At 59.7% G+C, this 25,127-nt stretch carries 19 protein-coding genes; 8 read left to right on the top strand and 11 right to left on the bottom strand.

All coding sequences use genetic code 11. The annotated features are described in order from the left end of the window. Positions 1-48 precede the first annotated feature (48 nt). From urtD to atzF, 7 genes are all read right to left on the bottom strand, one after another. The gene (gene urtD / locus D4A39_RS06305; RefSeq protein WP_119917719.1) at positions 49-894 is read right to left on the bottom strand and encodes an urea ABC transporter ATP-binding protein UrtD; all 846 of its coding nucleotides are present in this window, start codon (positions 892-894) and stop codon (positions 49-51) included. Then, on the bottom strand, positions 891-2,048 hold the full coding sequence (gene urtC / locus D4A39_RS06300) for an urea ABC transporter permease subunit UrtC (protein WP_102791855.1): 1,158 nt from the start codon (positions 2,046-2,048) through the stop codon (positions 891-893). Before urtC ends, urtD begins: the two co-directional genes overlap by 4 nt. 1 nt (position 2,049) lies before the next feature. Continuing rightward, positions 2,050-3,753, bottom strand: a complete 1,704-nt coding sequence (gene urtB / locus D4A39_RS06295) for an urea ABC transporter permease subunit UrtB (protein WP_102791856.1) — start codon at positions 3,751-3,753, stop codon at positions 2,050-2,052. A 101-nt stretch (positions 3,754-3,854) separates the two neighbouring features. After that, positions 3,855-5,153, bottom strand: a complete 1,299-nt coding sequence (urtA, locus tag D4A39_RS06290) for an urea ABC transporter substrate-binding protein (RefSeq protein WP_022984154.1) — start codon at positions 5,151-5,153, stop codon at positions 3,855-3,857. 79 nt (positions 5,154-5,232) lie between these two features. Then, positions 5,233-5,979: a GntR family transcriptional regulator gene (locus D4A39_RS06285; protein WP_102791857.1), complete on the bottom strand. Its 747-nt coding sequence runs from the start codon at positions 5,977-5,979 to the stop codon at positions 5,233-5,235. 10 nt (positions 5,980-5,989) lie between these two features. Beyond that, positions 5,990-9,613 carry an urea carboxylase gene (gene uca / locus D4A39_RS06280; RefSeq protein WP_102791858.1) on the bottom strand — a complete coding sequence of 1,208 codons (3,624 nt, stop codon included), beginning with the start codon at positions 9,611-9,613 and terminating at the stop codon, positions 5,990-5,992. Further along, complete coding sequence (gene atzF / locus D4A39_RS06275; protein WP_022984151.1) at positions 9,613-11,406, bottom strand: allophanate hydrolase; 1,794 nt, start codon at positions 11,404-11,406, stop codon at positions 9,613-9,615. Before atzF ends, uca begins: the two co-directional genes overlap by 1 nt. Before the next feature lie 313 nt (positions 11,407-11,719). Between atzF and D4A39_RS06270 the strand changes: the two genes are divergently transcribed. Next, on the top strand, positions 11,720-12,571 hold the full coding sequence (locus tag D4A39_RS06270) for a patatin-like phospholipase family protein (protein ID WP_022984150.1): 852 nt from the start codon (positions 11,720-11,722) through the stop codon (positions 12,569-12,571). Positions 12,572-12,649: 78 nt separating this feature from the next. Here D4A39_RS06270 and D4A39_RS06265 read toward each other — a convergent pair whose 3' ends face one another. From D4A39_RS06265 to D4A39_RS06255, 3 genes are all read right to left on the bottom strand, one after another. Further along, on the bottom strand, positions 12,650-12,982 hold the full coding sequence (locus tag D4A39_RS06265) for a hypothetical protein (protein ID WP_022984149.1): 333 nt from the start codon (positions 12,980-12,982) through the stop codon (positions 12,650-12,652). A gap of 20 nt (positions 12,983-13,002) precedes the next feature. Beyond that, positions 13,003-13,791 carry an aldo/keto reductase gene (locus D4A39_RS06260; protein ID WP_102791859.1) on the bottom strand — a complete coding sequence of 263 codons (789 nt, stop codon included), beginning with the start codon at positions 13,789-13,791 and terminating at the stop codon, positions 13,003-13,005. Positions 13,792-13,968: 177 nt separating this feature from the next. Continuing rightward, on the bottom strand, positions 13,969-15,162 hold the full coding sequence (locus D4A39_RS06255; protein ID WP_102791860.1) for an FAD-dependent oxidoreductase: 1,194 nt from the start codon (positions 15,160-15,162) through the stop codon (positions 13,969-13,971). A 90-nt stretch (positions 15,163-15,252) separates the two neighbouring features. On the opposite strand from D4A39_RS06255, the gene waaA reads away from it, so the two are divergent. After that, positions 15,253-16,521, top strand: a complete 1,269-nt coding sequence (waaA, locus tag D4A39_RS06250; RefSeq protein ID WP_102791861.1) for a lipid IV(A) 3-deoxy-D-manno-octulosonic acid transferase — start codon at positions 15,253-15,255, stop codon at positions 16,519-16,521. A 204-nt stretch (positions 16,522-16,725) separates the two neighbouring features. Here the strand turns inward: waaA and D4A39_RS06245 are convergent, their stop codons facing one another. After that, positions 16,726-18,153, bottom strand: coding sequence for a TolC family outer membrane protein (locus D4A39_RS06245; RefSeq protein WP_119917718.1), 1,428 nt, complete (start codon positions 18,151-18,153; stop codon positions 16,726-16,728). Positions 18,154-18,315: 162 nt separating this feature from the next. On the opposite strand from D4A39_RS06245, the gene thiC reads away from it, so the two are divergent. From thiC to parE, 6 genes are all read left to right on the top strand, one after another. Further along, positions 18,316-20,202 carry a phosphomethylpyrimidine synthase ThiC gene (thiC, locus tag D4A39_RS06240; RefSeq protein ID WP_022984144.1) on the top strand — a complete coding sequence of 629 codons (1,887 nt, stop codon included), beginning with the start codon at positions 18,316-18,318 and terminating at the stop codon, positions 20,200-20,202. Continuing rightward, on the top strand, positions 20,195-20,824 hold the full coding sequence (locus D4A39_RS06235; RefSeq protein ID WP_022984143.1) for an NUDIX domain-containing protein: 630 nt from the start codon (positions 20,195-20,197) through the stop codon (positions 20,822-20,824). The genes thiC and D4A39_RS06235 overlap by 8 nt, the downstream gene beginning before the upstream one ends. After that, positions 20,821-21,282 carry a DUF1249 domain-containing protein gene (locus D4A39_RS06230; protein ID WP_022984142.1) on the top strand — a complete coding sequence of 154 codons (462 nt, stop codon included), beginning with the start codon at positions 20,821-20,823 and terminating at the stop codon, positions 21,280-21,282. The genes D4A39_RS06235 and D4A39_RS06230 overlap by 4 nt, the downstream gene beginning before the upstream one ends. 213 nt (positions 21,283-21,495) lie before the next feature. After that, positions 21,496-22,302 carry a 3',5'-cyclic-AMP phosphodiesterase gene (cpdA, locus tag D4A39_RS06225; RefSeq protein WP_199699426.1) on the top strand — a complete coding sequence of 269 codons (807 nt, stop codon included), beginning with the start codon at positions 21,496-21,498 and terminating at the stop codon, positions 22,300-22,302. Positions 22,303-22,565: 263 nt separating this feature from the next. After that, the gene (locus tag D4A39_RS06215) at positions 22,566-23,159 is read left to right on the top strand and encodes a YqiA/YcfP family alpha/beta fold hydrolase (RefSeq protein ID WP_031226912.1); all 594 of its coding nucleotides are present in this window, start codon (positions 22,566-22,568) and stop codon (positions 23,157-23,159) included. Between the two features lie 76 nt (positions 23,160-23,235). After that, complete coding sequence (parE, locus tag D4A39_RS06210) at positions 23,236-25,122, top strand: DNA topoisomerase IV subunit B (RefSeq protein ID WP_022986370.1); 1,887 nt, start codon at positions 23,236-23,238, stop codon at positions 25,120-25,122. The last annotated feature ends 5 nt before the right edge of the window (positions 25,123-25,127 follow it).

Below are 25,127 nucleotides of genomic sequence, written 5' to 3'. Positions count from 1 at the left end.
GAATGAATGGTTGTCTCGCAGCTGGAAGCTCATGGCTTGAAGCTGAATTTATTCACCCAGATAAACTTCAATCACCTTCGGATCGTTCTGTACCTGATCCATGGTGCCCTCTGCCAGTACGCTGCCCTGATGCAACACGGTAACGGTGCTGGCGATGGAGCGGATGAATTCCATGTCGTGTTCGACCACCACCACGGAATGTTTGCCTGCCAGGCTTTGCAGCAGTTGCCCGGTGCGCTCCACTTCCTGGCGGGTCATGCCGGCAATGGGCTCATCGACCAGTAGCAATTGGGGTTTTTGCATCAGCACCATGCCGATTTCCAGCCACTGCTTCTGGCCATGGGACAGCAGGCCGGCCACCTTGTGGCGGTCGTCCAGCAGGCCGACCTGAGCCAGGGTTTCCTCGATCCAGCTTTTCTGCTCGCCGCTCATGCGGGTGAATAGGGAGTGCCAGGTGCCCTTGGCATCGTTCATGGCCAGTTCCAGATTTTCAAACGCGGTGTGCTCCGGGAACACGGTGGGTTTCTGGAACTTGCGACCGATGCCGGCGGTGGCGATTTCGGTTTCGCTGAGCCGGGTCAGGTCCAGGGTCTGGCCAAAGAAGCAGGTGCCGCTGTCGGGCCGGGTCTTGCCGGTAATCACATCCATCATGGTGGACTTGCCGGCGCCGTTCGGGCCGATAATACAACGCAGTTCGCCGGTCTTGATGTACATCGTCAGGTCATTGAGCGCCTTGAAGCCATCAAAGCTGACAGTGATATCTTCCAGATACAGAATGTTTTTGCCGGCCCCGGAATCCAGCTGGCCCGGTGCCACTGCGCGGGTACCCTGGCGCATGAAGTCGAACACCTGATCGCGGCGAAAGGTTTCCCGCAGATTGTCCAGTGCACTCATGAGTGTTCTCCTTGTGCCGCTGGCGTGTCATCAGTGTCGCCGGTTTTAACAAAACGTTTTCGCAGACGCTCCCAGTGCTGGCTCACCAGGCCGACAATGCCCTGGGGCAGGAACACGGTCACCGCCACGAACAAGCCACCGAGGGCGAACAGCCAGGCTTCAGGCATGACGCCGGTGAAGACGGTCTTGCCGTAGTTCACCAGAATGGCACCGATCACTGCGCCATACAGCGTGGCGCGACCACCCACGGCAACCCATACCACCAGCTCAATGGAATTGAGCGGTGAGAATTCGCCGGGGTTGATGATGCCGACCTGGGGGACATACAGCGCACCGGCAAGGCCGGCCAGAATGGCGCTGACCGTGAACACCCAGAGTTTGTAGTGTTCGGTACGGTAGCCGACAAAACGTGCGCGGGATTCGGCATCACGCACGGCCAGAACAACGCGACCAAGCTTGCTGCCGGTAATCCAGCGGCACAGCACAAAGGCGCTGGCCAGGGCTACAGCGGTGGCTATCAACAGGCCAACGCGGGTGGCGTCTGACTGTAGTGAAAAGCCGAGCAGATCCTTGAAGTCGGTGAGACCGTTGTTGCCACCAAACCCGAGCTCGTTACGGAAGAACGCGAGCATCAGGGCGTAGGTCAGTGCCTGGGTGATGATCGACAGGTAGACACCGGTGACCCGCGAGCGGAAGGCCAGCCAGCCGAACACGAAAGCCAGCAGCCCGGGGACCAGCAGAATCATCAGGGCTGCAAACCAGAACTGGTCGAACCCGTGCCAGTACCAGGGTAACTCCTGCCAGTTGAGGAATACCATGAAGTCTGGCAACTCCGGGTTGCCATACACGCCACGGTCGCCAATCTGGCGCATCAGGTACATGCCCATGGCGTAGCCTCCCAGCGCAAAGAAGGCGCCATGCCCCAGGCTGAGAATGCCGCAGTAACCCCACACCAGATCCAGCGCCAGGGCCAGCAGGGCATAGCACAGGTACTTGCCAAGCAGCGTGACCGTGTAAGCACTCACATGCAGTGCCGAATCCGGTGGGAAGATCTGGTTGAGCAGGGTCACCAGCAGGGTGGCGCCAAACAGCACACCCATGAAGGTGCGGGCGGTGCGATCACTGAGTGCACCTTTGAACGTTGAGTCTCTCATGTTATTCCTCCGCTGCCCGGCCACGTTGCGGGAAGAGTCCGCGGGGTTTGCGCTGGATAAACAGGATGATGAAGATCAGCACAATGATTTTTGCCAGTACGGCACCGGCCATGGGTTCCAGCAGCTTGTTGGCGATACCGAGTCCAAAGGCGGCGGTGAGGGTGCCCCACAGATTGCCGACACCACCAAACACCACCACCATGAACGAATCGATGATGTAGCTCTGACCCAGGTTGGGCCCCACATTGGTGAGCTGGGCCAGGGCGACCCCGGCCACCCCGGCGATGCCGGAACCCAGACCAAAGGTGAGGGCGTTGACCCGCTCGCTGCGGATACCCAGTGCCCGCGCCGTGGTGCGGTTCTGGCTGACGGCACGCACCTGCAGGCCCAGACGGGTGCGCTTGAGCAGCGTCAGCAGCGCCAGGAAGACGGCCAGGGCAAAGAAGATGATGTAAAGACGGTTGTAAGTCAGCGAGAACACCGGGTTGATTTCCAGTGCGCCACTCATCCATTCCGGGGTAATCACGGTGCGGTTGAGAGGCGAGAAAATCACCCGCACGGCCTGTTGCAGGATCAGGCTGACACCAAAGGTCGCCAGCAGGGTTTCCAGCGGGCGGCCGTAAAGGAAACGGATGACAAAGCGTTCGATCAGAATCCCTGTCAACGCAGAGACCAGAAATGCTGCCGGGATGGCAATCAACAGTGACCATTCGTGGCTGTTGGGCAGCAGTTGCTGCACCACGTAGGTGGTGTAGGCGCCGAGCATGATCAGTTCGCCGTGGGCCATGTTAATCACGCCCATCACCCCGAAGGTGATGGCCAGGCCGATGGCCGCCAGCAGGAGTACCGAGCCGAGGCTCAGGCCGAAGAACACTGTGTCAGCGGTCTGGAACGTGCTGATGCGGGCATCGATCTTTTTCAGGGCCTGTTCCAGTGCGCGGGTTTCTGACGCGTTGTCGGTAACGCTCAGGCGGCTGTTGAGACTGTTCTTCACTTCTGGATGCAGGTTCCCGGACAGGGCATCGATGGCATTCAGGCGTGCGGTCAGGTCGTCGCTTTGCAGGGCGGCAATGTTGAGAGCGGTCTCAATTTGATCGAGTACCCGCTGGCTGGATTCCTGCTCCCGGCGCTCACCAAGGGCAGTGAGCATTTCCGGGTCATCATTGCCGATCAGCTGGCCAGCGGCCTGATAGCGAACATCACTGTCCGGGTCGTTCAGACCGGACAGGGCCAGCTGGTTGTTGATCACGGTACGCAGGCGATTGTTGATTACCACCGGGCGCGCCGCCCGGCTGTCCACGTGCCCCACTACCTCTTCGGTCGTCGGGTCGCGCAGTTCCCACTGGCCGTCCTGTTTTTCCCCCAGGGCGATGGTGTCGTCCTTGCGGTTGTGGACCAGCTCCCGGTTCATCAGTGCATTCAGCAGTGGAATGACTCGCGGATTGTTCTGGTTGGCCAGCTGACGGATGGCCGCTTCTTTATCGTCGAAGCTGCGGCTGGTCAACTGATCGAGAATCTCGTTGATGGTGGGTGGTGCGACGACGCGGTTCGACTCGTCGGCGTCCATCATGTCGGTGCCTGAGTTCAGGCCTTGCTCGGTCTGGGGTGGCACTGTTGTGTCTTGCAGCGCCTGTTCTGCCCAGCTCACACAGGTCAACAACATGACAAGCATGGCGACCAGCGTTTGGCTGAAACGGTAACCCATGACGGCCTCCTTACAGAGCGTCAGATTTGCGTTAAATAAAAAGCGTACTTTTTTATAAGGTGGCACCGGGAGTGACCCCGGTGCCGTTTTCTTTTGTGGTGTTACTCGGCAGCAGCGCCGCCACAGCTCTTGGTTTTGGTGTTGTAGTTGCCGCACTTGACTGGTGCGGTCCAGTCGGAGATCAGGTCCTTGGAGCCCGGCAGGTAGTCAGACCAGGCATCACCTTTCACCAGACCGTCGGTTTCCCAGACCACAGCGAACTGGCCGTCATCCTGGATTTCACCGATCAGTACCGGCTTGGACAAATGGTGGTTGGCGTTCATCACGGCCATGCCGCCGGTCAGGTTCGGGGTCTCGATGCCGATCATGGCGTCAGCCACTTTGTCGGTATCGGTGGACTTGGCTTTCTCTACCGCTTTCACCCACATGTTGAAACCAATGTAGGTCGCTTCCATGGGGTCGTTGGTGACGCGCTTGTCGTCGCCAGTGAAGGCATGCCACTGCTCGATGAACTTCTCGTTGCTGTCGTTGTAAACGCTCTGGAAGTAGTTCCAGGCGGCCAGGTGACCTACCAGCGGGCCAGTGTCGATGCCGGACAGCTCTTCTTCACCCACGGAGAAGGCGACTACCGGGATGTCTTCTGCGCTAACGCCCTGGTTGCCCAGCTCTTTGTAGAACGGCACGTTGGCATCACCGTTGATGGTGGAAACCACAGCGGTCTTCTTGCCCTGGCTGCCGAAGCTCTTGATGTCGCTGACGATGGACTGCCAGTCGGAATGACCGAACGGGGTGTAGTTGATCATGATGTCGTCGGCGGCTACCCCTTTGGCCTTCAGGTAGGCTTCGAGGATCTTGTTGGTGGTACGCGGGTAAACGTAGTCAGTACCGGCCAGCACGAAGCGTTTCACGCCCAGATCATTGATCAGGTAGTCCACTGCCGGGATGGCCTGCTGGTTCGGCGCTGCACCGGTGTAGAACACATTCTTGGAGGATTCTTCGCCTTCATACTGAACCGGGTAGAACAGCAGCCCGTTCAGTTCTTCGACCACCGGCAGGACCGATTTACGGGACACCGAGGTCCAGCAGCCGAAGATCACATCCACGCCTTCCTTGGTGATCAGCTCGCGGGTCTTTTCTGCGAACAGCGGCCAGTTGGAAGCCGGGTCAACCACTACGGGCTCCAGCTTCTTGCCCATCACACCACCTTTCTTGTTCTGCTCTTCGATCATCATCAGAACGGTGTCTTTCAATGTGGATTCACTGATCGCCATGGTGCCGGACAGGGAGTGAAGTACCCCGACCTTGATGGTGTCGGCAGCCATCACCGCGCCACTGTAGACAATGGCCGAGGAGGCGATAACGCCGGCGGCCAGTTTTTTCATGGATTGTGAAAAACTCATGGTGTTTCCCCTTGCGTTTGAAGTTGGTTTATCCATTTCCTGTAGTCCCCGGACCGAGTCGATCCAAGCAAAGCAACCTTCACTCGTCATGAGCGATGGTGGTATCCCCCCGAGGTACGCTGTTGTTGTCGACCGCCTGCAACTGACTGCGTGCATTGGCCTCGTGCAGCATGTGCACGGTGATTTTTCGTACTTCGTTTCGGGATTCTTCGATGTGGGCACGCAGTAGCATCTGCGCTTGCTCCACCCGGCGGTGCAGGATCGCATCCAGCACTGCCGCATGTTCTTCATAGGTGGCTTCCACGCGTGGTGGCTTGGTGAAATCCAGCCGCCGGATAATGCGTAGCCGCTCGGTCAGATCCTGGTGAATGCGCGCCATTTCCTGGTTACCTGCGGCTTCCACCAGTTGTTCATGAAAACGCTCGTCCATGCCGCTGACGGTGGGGCCGTGATCGAGCCGGTCGGCCGGGTCCACGCACCACAGGTTGACCAGTTCATCGAGGGTGTTCTGTTCCTGTTGCTCGCAGAGTTTGCGCACCGCTGCGCATTCAAGAATGGTGCGCACGTCATAGAGCTCTTCGAAGTATTTGAAGTCGAAGGGTTTGACCTGCCAGCCGCTGCGGTACAACACATCCACGTAGGATTCCCGTTGCAGCCGGAACAGGGCTTCACGCACCGGGGTGCGGGAGGCGCCCATCCGCTCAGCAACTTCGTTTTCACTGAACCGGTCGCCGGGCATCAGGCGAAAATCAAAAATGTCCTGCTTGAGTTGCAGGTAGATGCGCTCAGCCAGGTTTTCGCTTTTACGGGCGGTGCGTGCGTTCATCATGGCCTCCTCAGGCAACCGCCTCGGTATCGATCACCAGTACTGGATCGCCGGCATTGATGATGGCGCCGGGCTGGCAATGCAGGCCGGTAACCTTGCCGCTGGCATTGGCGAGGATTTCGAATTCCATCTTCATCGCTTCCACCACCACCACCGGTTGCCCTTCGGTGACCTGGGCTCCTTCGTCCACCAGCAGCTTCCAGACATTGCCGCTGATTTCCGCGCTGATCAGGTGCCCGTTGACTTCGCCAATGTCCGTTTTGCTACCGAGCATGGCGGAGGCGATGGCGGCGTCTTCGTTCTGCCAGCGCGCCACTTCCTCACGGTAGGCGGCATCCCGTTGCTCGGTGAAGCGGGCAATGCTGTCGGCATTGTCGGCGAGGAACTGGCGATGTTCGGCAAGACTGAAGGGTTCTTCGGTGATGTCGATCTGCAGATGCCCATGGCGGAAAGCGTCTCGCATTTCGTCGAGTTGCGCTTCGCTGACCGGGTAATAACGGACCTGATCAAAGAACTTGAGCAGCCAGGGTTCGTCGTTGGCGAATTGCGGATTTTTCAGGTGTTTGTTCCAGATCGGCAGGGTGCGGCCCACCAGCTGGTAACCACCCGGGGAGTCCATGCCGTAGATGCACATGTACACCCCGCCGATGCCCACGGTGCCTTCGGCGGTGTAGGTGCGTGCCGGGTTGTACTTGGAGGTCATCAGACGATGGCGTGGATCAATGGGCACGGCACAGGGGGCGCCCAGATACACGTCGCCCAGCCCCATCACCAGATAGCTGGCGTTGAACAGGGTGTCGCGAACCTGATCGATGGAATCGAGACCGTTGATACGACGAATGAATTCCACATTGTTGGGCAGCCAGGGCGCTTCGCTGCGAATGGTTTCCTGATAGCGGGTCACCGCATCCAGGGTGGCGCTGTCTTCGAATGCCATGGGCAGGTGCAACACCCGCGAGGTGACCACCATGTCATCCATGCTGCCGAGGCGGTTTTCCCGCTCCAGCAAGGTGTTGACCAGGTCTCTCTGGGTGATCAGGCGGGAGTCGTAATGCACCTGCAGGCTGCGCACCCCCGGGGACAATTCCAGGATGCCTGACACCGGTGTCGCCTTGAGGTTTTCCATCAGGGCGTGGACACGCATGCGCAGGGCCAGATCGAGCACGTTGTCGCCGTATTCGATCAGGATGTACTTGTCGCCGGCTTGCCGATAGACAATGCGAGGCGCATCCCCGTCGGCGTCTTGTTCCGCCAGCATGGTGTGCGAGGTAAAGGCATGGTCTTCGGAGCTCACCTGGGGATGAATCACCGGGATGCAGCCAAGGTTGTCGATGGAGGCATCCTGGGCTTCCTCCATGGCTCTGGCTTCGGCAAAGCTGATGGGCGAAAAGCGAATGCTGTCGCCGGGTTTCAGCTGGCCCACTTTCCACAGTTCGGCCTTGGCAATGGTGACCGGACAGACAAACCCGCCGAGGCTGGGGCCATCCTTGGTAAGAATGACGGGGAAATCCCCGGTGAAGTTAATGGAGCCGATGGCGTATTCGTTGTCGTGGACATTGGAGGGATGCAGCCCGGCCTCACCACCGTCAGTCCGGGTCCAGCTGGGCTTGGGGCCGACCAGGCGAATGCCGAGGCGATTGGAGTTGTAGTGCACCTGCCAGTCTGCAGCAAAGAACTCGTCGATGGCGTCTTGGGTAAAAAAGTCGGGGGCACCGTGGGGGCCGTAGAGTACCTTGATGTCCCACTGCTGCGGGTAGTCCGGAATCAGTGAGACTTCCGCACCGTGAGGCTCGGCCACTGGCGCCGGGGTGGGGCAACCTGCGAGCCGAGGTTGGCAGATGGAGAGGACGTCTCCCTTGCGCAGGGTGCGTCCTCCGTGGCCGCCAAACTGACCCAGGACAAAGGTGGATTTGCTGCCGAGATAATCGGGTACATCAATGCCGTTGCGAATGGCGATGTAGCTGCGGCAGCCAGAGGTGACCTTGCCGGTGGTCAGGGTTTGCCCGGCGTTGACCGTGATTGGCTGCCACAGGGCAACGGGCTGGCCGTCCAGTTGGGCCTCGCAGTCTGCGCCGGTCAGGGCAATCACGGTGTCACAATGAAAGGTCAGTGAGGGGCCGCACAGGGTCGCTTCCAGTCCTGCTGCGGAGGGATGGTTGCCGACGATGCGGTTGGCCAGCCGAAAAGCAAAATCGTCCATGGGGCCGGAAGGCGGAACGCCGATATCCCAGTAGCCGTCACGGCCGGGGTAATCCTGCACCGTGGTGTAGGTGCCGGGGTCCTCAATTTCGAACGCGGTCGGGGCGTAGTGGAAGGTTTCCAGGTAACGGGTGGAGACCTTGCCGGCGATCACGTTTTCGTCGCGCAGGATCTGGCGCAGGTAATCCAGGTTGGTGGCGATACCGGACAGTCGGGTGTGTGCCAGTGCATCCTGCATTTTAGCCAGTGCATCAGTGCGGTCGGCACCGTGCACGATTACCTTGGCAATCATCGGGTCGTAGTGCGGGCTGACCACGGTGCCGGTGTCGACCCAGCCGTCCAGTCGAATGTTGTCCGGGAAAAAGACTTCGGTCAGTTCACCGGGGCTGGGCTGGAAATCTTTCAGGGCGTCTTCTGCGTAGATACGCACTTCCATGGAGGCGCCCTGGCTGATGTAGCTTTCGTTTAGCGGGGGGCGTTGGCCGCCCGCCAGTTCCACCATCCACTGCACCAGGTCCACGTTGAAGACGGATTCGGTGACGCCATGCTCCACCTGCAAGCGGGTGTTCACTTCCAGGAAATAGAATTCGTCGCGCTCGTCGTCATAGATGTATTCCACGGTGCCCGCGGAGCGATACTTAACGGACTGACCGAGTCGTACGGCGCTGGCATGAAGTTTTTCGCGGGTGGCCTGGGGAAGATTGGGGGCGGGGGTTTCTTCTACCACTTTCTGGTTGCGCCGTTGCAGGGAGCACTCGCGTTCCCCCAGCGCCAACACGGTGCCTTCGCCGTCGCCAAAAATCTGTACTTCCACATGGCGCGCCCGGGCCACAAAGCGCTCGATGAATACCCCGCTATCGGAGAAAAAACTTTCGCCAAGGCGTTTCACGGATTCATAGGCGCAGACCAGTTCGGCCTCGTTGTTGCACCGTGACAGACCGATACCGCCGCCGCCGGCGGTGCTCTTCAGCATGACCGGGTAGCCGATATCGCTGGCCGCCTGTCTGGCCTCATCCAGGCTTTGCAGCAGGTCGGTGCCGGGGGCCAGAGGCACTCCGGCTTTTTCTGCCAGGGCACGGGCTTCATGCTTGAGCCCGAAGTTGCGAAGCTGGGCCGGGGTCGGGCCGGCGAACGCGATGCCGTTGGCTTCACAGGCTTCGGCGAACTCGGCATTTTCTGACAGGAAGCCGTAGCCGGGGATGATCGCATCGGCACCAGTATCGAGGGCCGCTTTCAGAATCAGGTCGGTTTTCAGGTAGCTCTCTGCGGCGGTTTGACCGCCCAGCGCCACCGCTTCATCGGCGGCGCTGACGTGCTGACTGTTGCGGTCCGCGTCGGAATAGACGGCTACGGAGGCAATGCCCATCTGCTTCAGGGTACGGCAAATTCGTACGGCGATTTCACCCCGATTGGCGATCAGCACTTTCTTCAACATCAAAGAGCTCCCTCTTGTTTCAGTTTGGCAATGTAGTTTCTCCAGCCTCCCAGCGCGGTAATGTCGGTGGCGTCATCGATGGCCCACGGTTCACAGATAAAGCCTTTTACCCAGCGGCCATCGACGGTTTCCAGGCTGCCAATGCCGAGCGGTGCCGGTATCAGCCCGACAAAACTGCCGAAGTGTTCGACGGGCATTTGCCACAGTTCGATGGGAATGCTGTCGCCGCCGTCTTTCGGGTTACGGATCAGCCCGGGTTTGGGGGGCACGGTGTTGGCCAGGGCATACAGCCGGTAGCGGGGTGCGGTATGGGTGGCTTCCAGCAGCACGGCGTTGCGTTCGGTGAGCTGGCTGTTAAGGGGCATGCCGGTGAGATGGGCACCGACCACTGCCACAGTAATGAAATCACTGCCGTCATTGTTGGCGGCGCGGTGGGCGGGGGCGGGTAATGCCTGACCGGTAGCGCCGGCTTGCCAGGGCTGATGTTGCTGCCAGCGGCGGCCGAATTCTGCCAGGGCATGGTCCTGCCAGGCGTCGCCAACGAGAGTCACGCCGGCGGGCAGACCGTCAGCCCGGAATCCACCGGGCAGGGCCAGCGCGCACAGGTCCAGTAGATTCACAAAATTGGTCCAGGTGCCAAGCTGGCTGTTCAGGGTAATGGGGTCATCACTGACTGCTGCCCGGGTATAGATGCCCGGTGTGGTCGGCAGCAGCAGGGCATCTACCTGGGACAGCAAGGCGTCGGCTTCGCGTTTCAGTTCGGCCAGCTGGTATTGGGCCCGGAAGCTGTCGGCAGCCTTCAGGTCGGCGGCGGGCTCAAGGATGTTGCGGATCACAGGCAGGACGGCGTCTGGCTGAGTCTGCAGCAGTGACTCTGTGACGGTGAAGCGTTCAGCCACCCACGGCCCCTGGTAAAGCAGCGCTGCCGCATCTTCCAGCACCATGGTATCCAGCGGCACCAGATCGGCTATGGCCTGAATACTTTCCAGCTGTTGTTCCCACAGGGCTTTGGCCTGCGCGTCACCGAACCAGGGCAAGACGTTGGGAATGCCCAGTTTCGGCCGCGCCGGCAATCCGCTGGCTTGCCGTGCCGGAGCTGGACGGCTGTAGGCATCGTGTTCATCGAATTGCCCGGCAATCTCGTAGATGGTCTGCGCGTCATCGACATTCAGGGCAAAGACGCTTACGCAATCGAGTGTCCGGCAGGCGGGAACAACCCCTTTGGTGCTGATGGCGCCACGGGTGGGTTTTAGCCCCACCGTATTGGTGAACGATGCCGGGACGCGGCCAGAACCGGCGGTGTCGGTACCCAGGGCGAAAGGTACCAGTCCCAGGCTTACGGCTGTGCCGGAGCCGGAACTGGAGCCGCCACTGACATAGTCCGGGTTGAACGGATTGGGGACTTCACCATAGGGCGAGCGGACGCCCACCAGGCCGGTGGCGAACTGGTCCAGATTGGTCTTGCCTACCACGATGGCGCCGGCCTCGCGTAGCAGGCGCACAACGGTGGCGTCTTCTTCGGGGGTGTAGGCAAACGCGGGGCAGGCTGCGGTAGTCGGAATGCCCGCCACATCAATATTGTCTTTCACCGCAAAGGGAATGCCATACAGGGGCAGGGAGGGATCGGTGAGGGCGCCGGCCTGGGCAACCAGGGAAGACTCGTCCAGCAGATGAATCCACAGGGCGCGCTCGCTGTCATGCAGATGCATCGCCAGTTGTTTCATGGCCTGCACCGGGGTGAGGTCCCCGCTGCGGTAGGCCGCCTGCCATTGTTGGAGAGTCCAGCCGATCATTTCGTTAGCACACCTGTTTGTATACAAGTTGGTATGCGTTCTTGTGCAAGGCGAGTGCCAGATGCGGCGGTCGTTGGTAATTGTCTGTTTTTACAATAGTTAATGGGGGTGGGATTGAGTACGGCGGTGGCCTCTGCCAATACTGGGTGCGCCAACATGAAGCGGTTGCGCTGAATCGGTGCAGCCCGGGTGGGCCGGCGTCTGGCATCAGCAATGCCGATGGCAGGGACAGCAAGGATCTATTTCCGCAACGTTGGCGGCTTTGCCATTGTGGTTACGGGGTATTCACTGATTTCCCCAGTGGAGGAAAGCGATGTCACAACGAGCGTTGGTGGTAGAAGGTGGTGCCATGCGCGGCATTTTTGCGGCGGGGGTGCTGGATGCGTTTCTGGAAAAGGATTATCGGGATTTCGATTTTGCAGTGGGGGTGTCGGCCGGCTCCACCAATCTGATCGGGTACCTTGCCGGTGATCTGGGACGCAGCCGAAGAATCATTACCGACCATGCTTGCCGTCCCGATTTCATTAACTGGCAGCGGTTCATGAGCGGGGGGCATCTATGTGATGTGCACTGGTTATGGCATCAGTCTCGCCTCGAGGTGCCCTTGCATCTGGAGCAGCACTGGCAGGGCCGAGTGCCTCTGTGGGTGGTGGCTACGTCGGTGGAAGATGGCACCCCCCGTTATTTCCAGGCCAGCCCCGACAACCTGGACGACATCATGACTGCGTCCTGTTCCATCCCCTTTGCCTATCGGGCGTTTCCGGAAGTGGCCGGGCAGCCCATGACCGATGGCGGTCTGGCGGATTCCATTCCGGTGCAATGGGCCTACGAGCAAGGGGCGCGGGATATTACGGTGGTGCTGTCCCGGCATCAGGGATATCGCAAGAAACCCAGCGCTCTGACGCCGCTGATCAAACCGTGGGTAAAAGATATGCCTGCCCTGTACGACGCCATGGTCAAACGCACTGACGTTTACAATGCCTCGCTGGCGTTTATTGCCAACCCACCGGCGGACTGCCGGATCACTGTGATTGCACCGGATGAACATTTCCCGGTGAACCGTCTGACGACCAATGCCCGGAAACTGGAACAGGGCTATCAGCAGGGGCACTGGGCCGGGTTGCAGGCCCTGGGGGTGGAGATACCGTCTGCATCCAGCGGTTAATGCGGCGCCCACAAGGGGGGATGGCCTGACAAGGCAAGAAAGCGTGTCCTGTCAGGCCTGGAGAGATGTTGATGGCGACTACGAGGCGTCTTTCTCTTCGCAGTGCCACACCCATGCATCGAGCTCGATGTGTTCGATACCGCGGAACTGGCTTTCCATCATGAATTCACGGCGGTCTTTTACCACGCCACGGTTGCCGTCGGCTTTTTTAATCGCCTTGCGCAGTTTTTTCTTCACGTTGTTGTCGATGGTTTCGTCGCTGAACAGCATGCCCTGCATCTTGCTGCCGGACGATACCGACACCTCGCCCCTTTCTTCGCAACCCTGAGGCGCGTCACGAAGAATCAGGATGTCATCGGCTCTGGCAAGCAGGCTGGTGGCCGTCAGCAGAAAGATCAAGGTAAGGCGCATTTCAGGCTATTCCGTTGTTGTTATGGCTGGCAGGCCTGGCGCGCTTTGGCCACATTTTCCTGCAAGTGCCTTGGGTTGATGGTGCCGGCAATGATACTGCTGACACCAGCGGTGCCAAGGATCTGGTTCAGGCTTTCCTGCACCGGGTCCGCAATATTGTCATCCAGATGGCCACTGGCAAAGGCTTTCTTGATCAGGATGCCTTTCAGGTCGGCGGCGGCCTGCTCAATGACCGGTACTTCGTCGTGATGGCTCAGGTTGTAAGTGACCATGGCGATGTCGGCATGCTGCAGGGTGGCGAGGCCCCCTTCCACGGTTTTGGTGGACATGCCAGTGGCGCGAATCAGACCCGCCTTTTTGAGATCGTTGAGGGCATCCAGGGTCCCTTGCTCGATGATGGCCAGGTCATTGCCATCTGAATGTACCAGCACACAATCGAGATAATCGGTTTTCAATCGTGTCAGGCTGCGTTCCACCGAGCGGCGAACATGCTCGGGGGAAAAATCAAAATGGCTGGCACCGCTGTCGTTATCAAATTCCTCGCCCACTTTGGTGACGATGATCCATTCTTGTCGCTGGCTCATGAGCTGGCCGAGTCGTTGTTCGCTGTGGCCATAGGCGGGGGCGGTGTCGATCAGGTTGATCCCCAGATCGCGTGCCTGGGCCAGCAGTTCGACGACGGCGCGATCATCGGGGATGGTGAAGCCGTTGGGGTATTTCACGCCCTTGTCGCGGCCAATTTTTACCGTACCCAGTCCCAGGGCGCTGACGGTCAAACCGGTGTTGCCCAGCGGGCGCATGAAAGACATGAAAGCTCCTTAGCGGCAAGCTACAAGCTTCAAGCTGCAAGGCGCGGTTTAGGTCATCTGATCTGGCTGGCCGTGCCCGCGACCGCTATAAGCAACAAGCGCGGAGCAATAACCTGTCAGATCCAGAGAGCACTGCCTCGTGTTGTAGCTTGAAGCTTGTAGCTTGCTACTGAATATTTAAAAACACCTATGCCAGTACGGCACGCCCATGGGCGCCTGTTTCAGTTCCGCTGGCAGCATCATTGGTTCGCCCGGTTGCAGGCCATGCTCTTCCACCAGCGCCATGACTCTGTCACCCAGGTCCGGGGCCAGGGTCAGTTTGGTGGGCCAGCTGATGATCAGGTTCTGGTCGCGACGGGCATAGGCGCTGTCCGGCTTTACCAGTGTCTGTTGCTTCGGTTCGGCGCGCACTACATCCAGCGTGGCCAGTTGCGCCTGACTGAAATCCAGCCAGGGGAAGCGCTTTTTCAATTCTGCCTGGCCTGCGGCCAATTGTTCGGCATCCGTGCGCTGCACGCCCTGCTCAGCCAGATCGCCCCCCAGGTACCACACCACCTTGCCATCCGGGCAATCGTGGGTGGTCACGGTCAGTACCGGTTTGTTGCTGGTGCCCACACAGTGGGCATACAAGCGGTGGCCCAGGTCATGCTTGACGAGCACCATTTTTAGCGGCCGCAATTGGCTGTCTTCCTGCTCGAGCAAATGGGCCTTGTGAGCTTGCTCCAACAGGGCCGGGTTGCCATTGCCTGCAGCCAGAACGGTCATGGCCGGCTCGATTCGCAGGCCGTTGACGGTGGCGCAGGCCAAGCCGGCATCGTTCCAGGTCAGGGTGTCGTGCTGCGGATCAAACGCCAGCAGTCGATGGCGGACCGGGGCGGCCAGCGTCGCAATCAGGGATTCGGTATTGATGACCAGATCGTCCAGCGAATAGACGTTGCCCTTGAAGGCCTTGTCGGCAAGTGCAGAGGGATAATTTGCCCGCGACAGTTTTTCAATACGGCCCCGCAGCATCTTGCTGGCGAAGAAATTGGTCATCCGCGATGCCACCGAACCACTGGACCACATGTGCTGGGTGTCGCTGAGCACGCTAAGGTCGCGCAGGTCCACTGGGTCGTTGCCTGCCATGGCGGCACGCCAGCGATCAGGCATCTCGGCGATGGATTCCGATTCGCTGGAAAGGCTACCGCCCAGGGCGTATTTCAGCCCGCCGTGAATAATGCCCTGGCTGGCCAGTGTCTGATCGCCCCCCAGGGTATGGCTTTCCAGCAGCAGGCATTGATAGCCGGCCGCATTGAGCCGGTTGATCAGCCACAGCCCGGCGATGCCACCACCGAGGATGAGAATGTCGGGTTTCAGTGTGGATTTGCTCATGGCACACCATCTGACAAAGGTGGGGCTATGCTAGCATAGACGGGTCGGGCGTCAGACGTCCGGCGTCCGATGTCAGACACAAGAAGCCCTATGCGAACCTTTTATTCTCTTCTCTGGTATTTGCTTCTGCCTTTCCTGTTCCTGCGACTCTGGCTGCGTGGGCGCAAGGCGCCAGCGTATCGACAGCGCTGGAAAGAGCGAATGGCCTGGGGCTATCGGCCGGGTACCCTGCGGCGCTCTTTGTGGGTTCATGCGGTGTCGGTGGGGGAGACCCTGGCGGCAGCGCCGTTGATTGAGCGGTTGCTGGCCGATCATCCGCAGACACCGCTACTGGTTACCACCACGACGCCAACCGGGTCGGAGCGGGTGAAAGCCCTGTTCGGCGACCGGGTAACCCATGTCTATTGTCCCTGGGAGGTGCCTTCCGCCCTGAAGCGCTTTTTCCGGGCGTTTGATCCCCAGCTGGTGGTGGTACTGGAAACCGAGCTCTGGCCGAATCTTTGTGCCGAGACAAAGCGTCATGGGGCAAGGCTGATGCTGATGAACGGGCGTTTGTCTGAAAACAGTTTTCGCGGCTACCGCAAGCTGCCACGGCTGGTGCGGCCGATGATGGCACAGTTCGATGTGCTCGCAGTGCAGACGCCGGTGGAGGCCGAGCGTTACGTGGCGTTAGGTGCCTGGCCGGAGCGTGTCCATGCCATTGGCAGTGTGAAGTTCGACATGACCCTCGATGAGCCGGTGCGTCAAAAAGCAGCCGCACTGCGGGCCGACATTGGCGCGCGGCCGGTGTGGATCGCCGCCAGTACGCATCCCGGTGAAGATGAGCAGGTGCTGGCGGCCCACCGCGATGTCATGGCCCGCCATGATGATGCGTTGCTGGTGCTGGTACCGCGTCACCCTGAGCGCTTTGATGATGTGGCATCGCTGGTGCGCCAGCAGCAGATGACGGTGGCCCGGCGTAGCGCCGCTGAGCCGCCTGCGCAGGCACAGGTGTATCTGGCGGATACCATGGGGGAATTGCTGATGTTGTTTGGCGCCGCCGATCTGGCCTTTGTGGGGGGCTCTCTGGTGCCGGTGGGCGGGCACAACCTGCTGGAGCCGGCGGCCTGGCAAAAACCGGTACTCACCGGCCCGCACCTGCATAACTTTACCGCCATCTCGCAGCTGCTGGACGAGGCCGGCGGGCTTTCGATGGTGAACGATGCCGGCGCACTGGCAACGACCCTGCTGGCACTGTTTGACGATGCGGCGCGGTGCCGGGCGCAAGGTGAGGCGGCGGCGGGAGTGGTTGAGGCTAATCGTGGTGCGTTGGAGAAGGGGCTGACGTTGATCAGTGAACAGTTAACAGTGAACAGTTAACAGCGCACGGTTGGGGGTGGTTGGGGTCTGCAGGGTGTTTGGCCGCGTTCAGGGTTTGGGTGAGGATTGTGGTTGATCGCTTGCAGGCAAGCTCCCACAGCAAGTAGATGCCTGTGACAGGTTCTCCTCAAAGCAAGAGGCCGCGCCCTGTGTCTGGGCGCGGCCTCTTTGCGTTCAGTTAATGCTGGCGCGTTACGCGCTTAACTATTCATTGTTCGCTGCATTTTCTTCCATCATTTCCTCACTCTTTCCTTCCAGATCTGGTTGGTAAAGGTTGAGGGTCTCGCTGGGGGACAGCCACTGGTTCACGGCGGCCAGGTCGCCTTGTTGCAGATCACCGGTGGTGGATTTGAGCGTCAGGGAGTCGATGATGTAATCGTAACGGGCGTTGGCGTAGTCGCGCTCGGCGGCAAACAGGGCGCGCTGGGCGTTGAGCACGTCGACCACGTTACGGGTACCTACCTCATAGCCGGACTGGGTGGCATCCAATGCAGAGCGGGTGGAGCGGATGGCTTGCTCACGGGCCTTGATGCGCAGGGCATCGGCTTCTACCGTGCGGTAGGCGCTGCGGGTCTGCTGAATGATGTCGCGCACTGCCTGGTCGTACTGGAAGTCGGCTGCATCGGCACGCAGATAGGCTTCCTTGCGACGGCTGTTCAGGCCGCCGCCCTGGAACAGGGGCATGCTGACTTCAATGCCGATCTGGCGGTTCTGTGTGTCATACAGCCAGCCGCCGCTGCCCGCACCACCGCCAGTGGTGGCGGTATTGTCGTCCGGATCCAGGTGGGAGTGTTGATACTGTGCCACCAGCTGCACCTGCGGCATCATGGTGCCGAGTTGACGCTTGGCGGTGTTCTCGGTGAGCTGGGTGTTGTACAGCGCAGCGCGGACGCCGGGGTTTTCTGACTGGGCCTTGTCAATCCATTCATTCATGGCGGAGGGTTGCGGGCCATCCATGGGCAGGTCGTCTTGCAGCTCTGACAGGGTTTCCCACTGTTGCCCGGTGAGAGTCTCCAGCTGGTCACGGGCAATTTCGTATTGCTGGCGGGCCACAATCAGGTTGACCTGGGTCAGGTCGTAGGTGGCTTGTGCTTCTTCTACATCGGTGGCGGGCACCAGGCCCACATCGAAACGCTCCTGGGTCTGCTCCAGCTGGCGGCCGATGGCTTTTTCTTCGGCTTTGGCGGATACCCAGTTATCCCAGGCTCGCAGCACGCCGAAGTAACCCTGGGCGACGCGCAGGACAAAATCCTGACGGGCTTGTTCAAAGTTGGCCTGGGCGATGTCGGTGCTGGATTTGGCTTCTTTGTAGCCGTACCAGGCATCCACCCGGAACAGCGGCTGGGTCAGGGTAAAGGTGCTGACTTCGCTGCCGTAATTCTGTTCCAGTCGCAGGTCTTCGATTTCCTGTTCGTTGTCATATCGGCCATAGCTGGCAGACACATTCGGGAAGAGTGCGGCACGTCCTTGCACCAGCAACTGCTGATCGGCGTTCCAGGTCATGCGGGCGGCGCGCCAGGTGCCGTCGTAGGACCAGGCTGCGTTGGCGACTTCCACCAGATTGGCGGCATGAACAGAGCCGCCCAGGGCGGTCAGCAGGAGGGCGAGGGACTGGGTGTAGCTGCGCTTCATTCTGGTGCACTCTTCCTGTGGGTTGATAACAAATAATAGTACTGGCTGGTACAGAAAATTGGTACTGCTTCTGCGGCCCGGGGTCTGCGGTTGTTTGGCCAATGGGCGCTGGCGTATAGTGTCCGCCATTCCTCATTGTGACCCCACTTTCTGGAGGCCGACGTGCCAGACGATCAGCGCCCCATTGCCGCTAATGCTATTGAAGAATCCTGCCTGCCTATTGCCGGTTCGCAAAAAATCTATGTTACCGGCTCCCGCCCGGACATCCGGGTGCCCATGCGAGAGATCCGACAGGATCCAACGCCACTGGCGGAAGGAAGGTTCGAGGATAACCCACCCATCTGCGTTTATGATACCTCCGGTCCGTACACGGACCCCGATATGCAGATTGATGTGCGTAAAGGCCTGGCCCCGATTCGCCTGAATTGGATTCAGGAAAGGGATGATACCGAGGAACTGGGCGGCTTGACCAGCGAGTACGGTCGCAAGCGCGCGGCTGACCTGAAAACGGCGGGTCTTCGCTTTGAGCATGTCCGCACCCCGCTGCGTGCCCGTGCCGGCAAGAATGTCAGTCAGATGCACTATGCCCGGCAGGGCATTGTTACCCCGGAAATGGAATACATTGCCATTCGCGAGAATCAGCGACTGGACGAGCACCTGGCCTCGGGCCTGCCCTGCCAGCAGCATCCGGGCCAGAGCTTTGGGGCGGCGATTCCTGACCGCATCACCCCGGAGTTCGTTCGTGATGAAGTGGCCCGCGGGCGCGCGGTAATTCCCGCGAATATCAACCACCCCGAGCTGGAGCCGATGATCATCGGCCGTAACTTCCTCACCAAGATCAACGCCAATATTGGTAATTCGGCGGTGACCTCCTCCATCGAGGAAGAAGTGTCCAAGATGACCTGGGCTACCCGCTGGGGCGGTGATACCGTGATGGACTTGTCTACCGGGGACAACATTCACGAAACCCGTGAGTGGATCCTGCGCAACTCCCCTGTGCCCATCGGCACCGTGCCGATCTACCAGGCGCTGGAAAAGGTCAATGGTATCGCCGAGGACCTGACCTGGGAGATTTTCCGCGACACCCTGATTGAGCAGGCCGAGCAAGGGGTCAGCTATTTCACCATTCATGCCGGTGTATTGCTGCGCTATGTGCCGATGACGGCCAACCGGGTCACCGGCATCGTGTCTCGCGGTGGCTCCATCATGGCCAAGTGGTGTCTTGCGCATCACAAGGAAAATTTCCTTTACACCCACTTCGAAGACATCTGCGAGATCATGAAGGCCTACGATGTGACCTTCAGCCTGGGCGATGGCCTGCGGCCGGGGTCGCTGGCCGATGCCAATGACGAAGCCCAGTTCAGTGAGCTGCGGACCCTGGGTGAGCTCACCAAGATCGCCTGGAAGCACGATGTACAGGTGATGATCGAAGGCCCGGGCCACGTGCCCATGCATATGATCAAGGCCAATATGGATGAGCAACTGGCCCATTGTGGCGAGGCCCCGTTCTATACCCTGGGCCCGCTGACGCTGGATATTTCCCCCGGCTACGATCACATCTCCAGTGCCATCGGCGCGGCGATGATCGGCTGGTATGGCACCGCCATGCTTTGCTATGTCACGCCCAAGGAGCATCTGGGGCTGCCCAACCGGGAAGACGTGAAAGAAGGCATCATGGCCTACAAGATCGCCGCCCATGCGGCGGATCTGGCGAAAGGGCACCCCGGTGCGCAGATCCGTGACAATGCGCTCTCCAAGGCGCGTTTCGAGTTTCGCTGGGAAGACCAGTTCAATCTGGGGCTGGACCCGGATCGGGCGCGGGCTTTCCATGATGAAACCCTGCCCAAGCAGGCACACAAGGTGGCGCATTTCTGCTCCATGTGTGGCCCCAAGTTCTGCTCCATGAAAATCAGCCAGGAAGTTCGTGAGACCTACGGTGATGGCCGTGCCCAGGTGGCCCAGGCCGATCAGGCGGAATCCGGCATGGAAGAAAAGTCCCGGGAATTTCGTGAGCAGGGCAGTGCCTTGTACCATAAAGCCCATGACTGAACTGTCGCCTCCATTCACTCAGGATGACGTGGAAATCCTGGAAACGGAAACGCCTTTCCAGGGGTTCTTCCGCGTTGATGCCCTGACCCTGCGCCACCGTCACTACCAGGGGGGCTGGGGCAAGCCGGTTCGCCGCGAGCTGTTCATTCGGCCTCCGGCCGCAGCCGTGCTGCCCTACGACCCGGTGCGCGGCGAAATCCTGTTGGTGGAGCAGTTTCGCGTGGGGGCGCTGGAGTGGCGCGATACTCCCTGGTGTCTGGAACTGATTGCCGGTATTGCAGACAAGGACGGCGAAAGTGCCGAAGACCTGATTCGTCGCGAAGCCATTGAAGAAGCGGGATTGACCCTGGCCGAAATGGAGACCGTGGCCCAGTACATGCCGAGCCCGGGGGGTACCAATGAGCGGCTGCATGTGTTCGTGGGCAAGGCTGACCTGGCGGGCGCAGGAGGCATCTTTGGCTGCCCCGATGAAGGAGAGGACATCCGTGCCCTGACCTTGTCGGCGGATACCATCCCGGCCTTGCTGACTTCGGGGCGGGTGGATAATGCCGCCAGCCTGATCGCCTTGCAGTGGCTGCTGCTTAATCGCCAGGATCTGGATGCCCGCTGGGGGGCGAAGTGACGCGGCGAGACCGTTATCGTCTCGATTTTCGTGCCCTGATGAGTCAGTGCGAGGAGAACTATGCTCGCATGCTGCCACTGATGAATGCCCTCGGGGACCGTGATCAGATGAGTGTGGATCTGGGGCATGCCCATCACCCTCACACCCTGCGTATGCAGGTGCTTGAGCGTTCTCCTTACACCACCACGGTGCGCCTGGAAGATCAGGAGCTGCTGGACGTATTGCCTGCCTCCCGGCTGACGGTGCGCCTGTACCATGATGCCCGGTTGGCGGAAGTGACCGAGGCCCGGCCGTTCCGACGGATCAACGCTCGTTATGCCTACCCCAACCGCAATATGCATCAGCGTGATGAGAAAGCGCAGTGGAACCGTTTTCTGGCGGAGTGGCTTCGTCATGTCCATGATCATGGCCGTGACGGCGGTCAGCAGTGGCGCCAACAGGTCACTGGCGAACGCTGAGCACAGACTGGCCGGTTTGGCAATATGCAGCCCCTGCCCGAAAGGGTGGATTGTGGAGAAATGGTAACCAATTCCGGGTCTTGGACCGGATTCCTAGAAAAGTGCCATCATCTTGGTTATAAGGAATCGCAGGAGGGCGTGGGGACGCCCGAGAGAGCATGTGCTCTCAACCATGGGAACCAGAAGAATCATCACGGTCACGGGAGCGGGGATTTGACGCAGCAGTTGCAGCCCCTTCGAGTTGTGCAGTTATCGGACTGCCATTTGTTTGCCGACACGGATGGCAAGCTGTTGGGCCTCAATACCCAGTTCAGTCTGGACAAGGTGCTCGAGCTGATTCGCCTTGAGCAGCCAAACCCGGACTTGATTCTGGCCACGGGTGATCTCTCCCAGGATGCGTCTTTCGAATCCTATCAGCGGTTGGATCAGGCGCTGGCTGATTTCAATACCCCTGTGTACTGGCTGGAAGGTAACCACGACAAACCTGCCCCCATGCTCGAGGCTCTGGATACCCAGCGTGAACGGATGAGTCCCTGTGTGCTTGAGGTAGGGAACTGGACCATCGTGATGCTCGATTCCACCATTCCTGGTGAGGTGCCGGGCGAACTGTTCGATGAAGACCTGAAATTTCTGGATCAATCCCTGGCCCATGCCAAAGGGGACCATCTGATGGTCTGTTTGCACCATCATCCGGTGCCGATGGAATGTGCCTGGCTGGACACCCAGGTGGTCGGCAGTGCCAGCCAGTTCTTTGATGTGATCGACCGCCATGACCGCGTGCGCGCCATCATTTGGGGGCATGTTCACCAGGAATACGACAACGAACGCAATGGTGTGCGGATGCTGGCGGTGCCCAGCACCTGTGTACAGTTCAAGCCCAAAAGCGAAGATTTCGCGGTGGACGATACCAATCCCGGCTACCGCTGGCTGGATTTGCATCCCGATGGTCGCATTGATACCGGCGTCAGCCGGGTTGAGGGGATCACCTTCGAAGTGGACTTCACGGTCAAGGGCTACTGAAAGACCGTTAATAGTGAATGGTTAACAGTTAATAGTTGCGCGTGTGGCGCAGGTGCATACAGCCAGGCTGGAGGCCGCGCTCAGATTCTGGGTGTGGCCTTGTGCGTTTAAGGACAAGGAAAAGAAGAAAAACTTGACAGGGTATGTCGGTCGGGCAGCCTTGTTCACTGTTCACTGTTCACTGTTCACTGTTCACTGTTCACTGTTCACTGTTCACTGTTCACTGTTCACTGTTCACTGTTCACTGTTTTGGTTGCGATGCCATGGCCCCAGAAACCTCTCTTCTCTACATTCACGGCTTCAACAGCTCTCCGGCTTCGCACAAGGCAGGGATTCTGCGTGAGGTGTTCGAGCGTGCAGGCTGTGCGGAACGCCTGATTGTGCCGGCCTTGCCGCCGTCCCCGCGGCAGGCCATGGCAGAGCTGGATGCGGCCATCGCCTCGGCTGGGCCGGTGGCGCTGCTGGGCTCGTCGCTGGGCGGCTTCTATGCCACCTGGCTGGCCGAGCACCATGATCTCAAGGCGGCACACATCAATCCGGCAGTTCGTCCATGGCGACTACTGGACAAATACACAGGTATCCAGCATAACTATCACACCGGAGAGGCCTACCAGTTCAATCCGGCCTGGCTGGAAGAGTTGCGTCACTACGAAGTGGCAGACATTTCCAAGCCGGACAACCAGCTGTTGCTGACCCAGACCGGGGATGAAACCCTCAACTGGGAAGATGGTTGGGACTATTATGGCGACTGTCACCGCTATTGTGGCTTGGGTGGCAGCCACGCCTTTGATAACTTTGACGCCTTCATACCGCTGATTCTGCGGTTTTGTGGTGTGAGTCTGACGTCGGCAGTCTGACGTCTGACGCGACAACCCGTTTGTCAGTCGTCCGGCGTCCAACGTCAGACGTCCGACCCTGAATTCAAGATACTTTATGACCAACAACTATACGTCCGAGAATATTGAAGTACTGTCGGGCCTGGAGCCGGTGCGCAAGCGTCCCGGCATGTACACCGACACCACCCGCCCCAACCACCTGGCCCAGGAAGTGATCGACAACTCGGTCGATGAAGCACTGGCGGGCCATGCCAAGTCCATCAAGGTCACCCTGTTCAAGGACGGTGGCGTGGAAGTGGAAGATGATGGCCGCGGGATGCCGGTGGACCTGCACCCGGTGCAGAAGAAACCCGGGGTGGAGGTGATCCTTTCCACCCTGCATGCGGGCGGCAAGTTTTCCAACAACAACTACCAGTTCAGCGGTGGTTTGCACGGTGTGGGTGTGTCGGTGGTGAATGCCCTGTCCACCAAGCTGGAAGTGCTGGTCAAACGTGACGGGCAGCTGCACCGCATCGAGTTTGGCGATGGCGAAAAGCGCAGCGAACTGGAAGTGGTGGACACGGTGGGCAAGCGCAACACCGGTACCATTCTACGCTTCTGGCCAGACCCGTCGTATTTCGACTCCCCGAAGATTTCCGTTTCGCGGCTCAAGCACCTGCTGCGGGCCAAGGCCGTATTGTGCCCGGGCCTGAAGGTCATTCTGGAAAACCAGCTCAGCGGAGAAACCGAGACTTGGCAGTTTGAAGACGGCTTGATTGAATATCTGCTGGAATCGGCTACCGGCTGGGAGCGGGTGCCGGAAGAGCCCTTCAACGGCGCCATGAGTGCCGAGACCGAGGCAGTGGACTGGGCTGTCATGTGGTTGCCGGAAGGTGGCGAGCTGGTGCAGGAGTCCTACGTTAACCTGATTCCCACCGCCCAGGGCGGCACGCACGTGAACGGGTTGCGTTCCGGTTTGCTGGAGGCCATGCGTGAGTTCTGTGAGTTCCGCAACCTGTTGCCCCGTGGGGTGAAGCTGACCCCGGAAGACATCTGGGACCGGGCGGCCTACGTCCTGAGCGTCAAGATGCAGGATCCGCAGTTCGCCGGCCAGACCAAAGAGCGGCTGAGCTCACGGCAGACGGCGGCGTTCGTGTCTGGCGTGGTGAAGGATGCCTTTTCCCTGTGGTTGAACCAGCACACCGACGAAGCCGAGAAGCTGGCGGACCTGTGTATCAACAATGCCCAGAAACGGTTGCGTGCGGCCAAAAAGGTCACGCGCAAAAAAGTCACCAGCGGCCCGGCGTTGCCCGGCAAGCTGGCCGACTGTACCAGCGATGATCCGTCCCAGAGTGAAATCTTTCTGGTGGAAGGGGATTCTGCCGGGGGCAGTGCCAAGCAGGCCCGTGACCGGGTCTATCAGGCGATCATGCCCCTGCGGGGCAAGATCATGAACACCTGGGAAGTGGACTCTGGTGAGGTGCTGGGCAGTCAGGAAATCCATGATATTGCGGTGGCACTGGGGATCGAGCCGGGCAGTGATGATCTCAGTGGCTTGCGCTATGGCAAGGTCTGCATTCTTGCCGATGCGGACTCTGACGGTCTGCACATCGCGACCCTGATCTGCGCCTTGTTCCTGCGGCATTTCCCCGCGCTGGTGAAAAATGGTCATGTGTTTGTGGCCATGCCACCGCTGTACCGCATCGATGTGGGCAAGGACGTCTACTACGCCCTGGACAAGGACGAACGCGAAGGGGTGCTCGATCGCATCAAGGCCGAGAAGAAGCGGGGCAAGGTTAACGTCACCCGATTCAAGGGGCTGGGCGAAATGAACCCGCTGCAATTGCGTGAAACCACCATGGCCCGCGACACCCGCCGTCTGGTGCGCCTGTCCATCAGTGGCGACGATGACACCCACCAGTTGATGGACATGTTGCTGAGCAAGAAGCGCGCCTCGGATCGCAAGATCTGGCTGGAAGAAAAGGGGAATCTGGCTGAAGTGTAGCGCTG

The organism is Alcanivorax profundi (genome assembly GCF_003597125.1).
Taxonomy (GTDB): domain Bacteria; phylum Pseudomonadota; class Gammaproteobacteria; order Pseudomonadales; family Alcanivoracaceae; genus Alcanivorax; species Alcanivorax profundi.
Note: the sequence above shows the minus strand (reverse complement) of the source record. Positions and strands in the feature narration are given on the sequence as shown.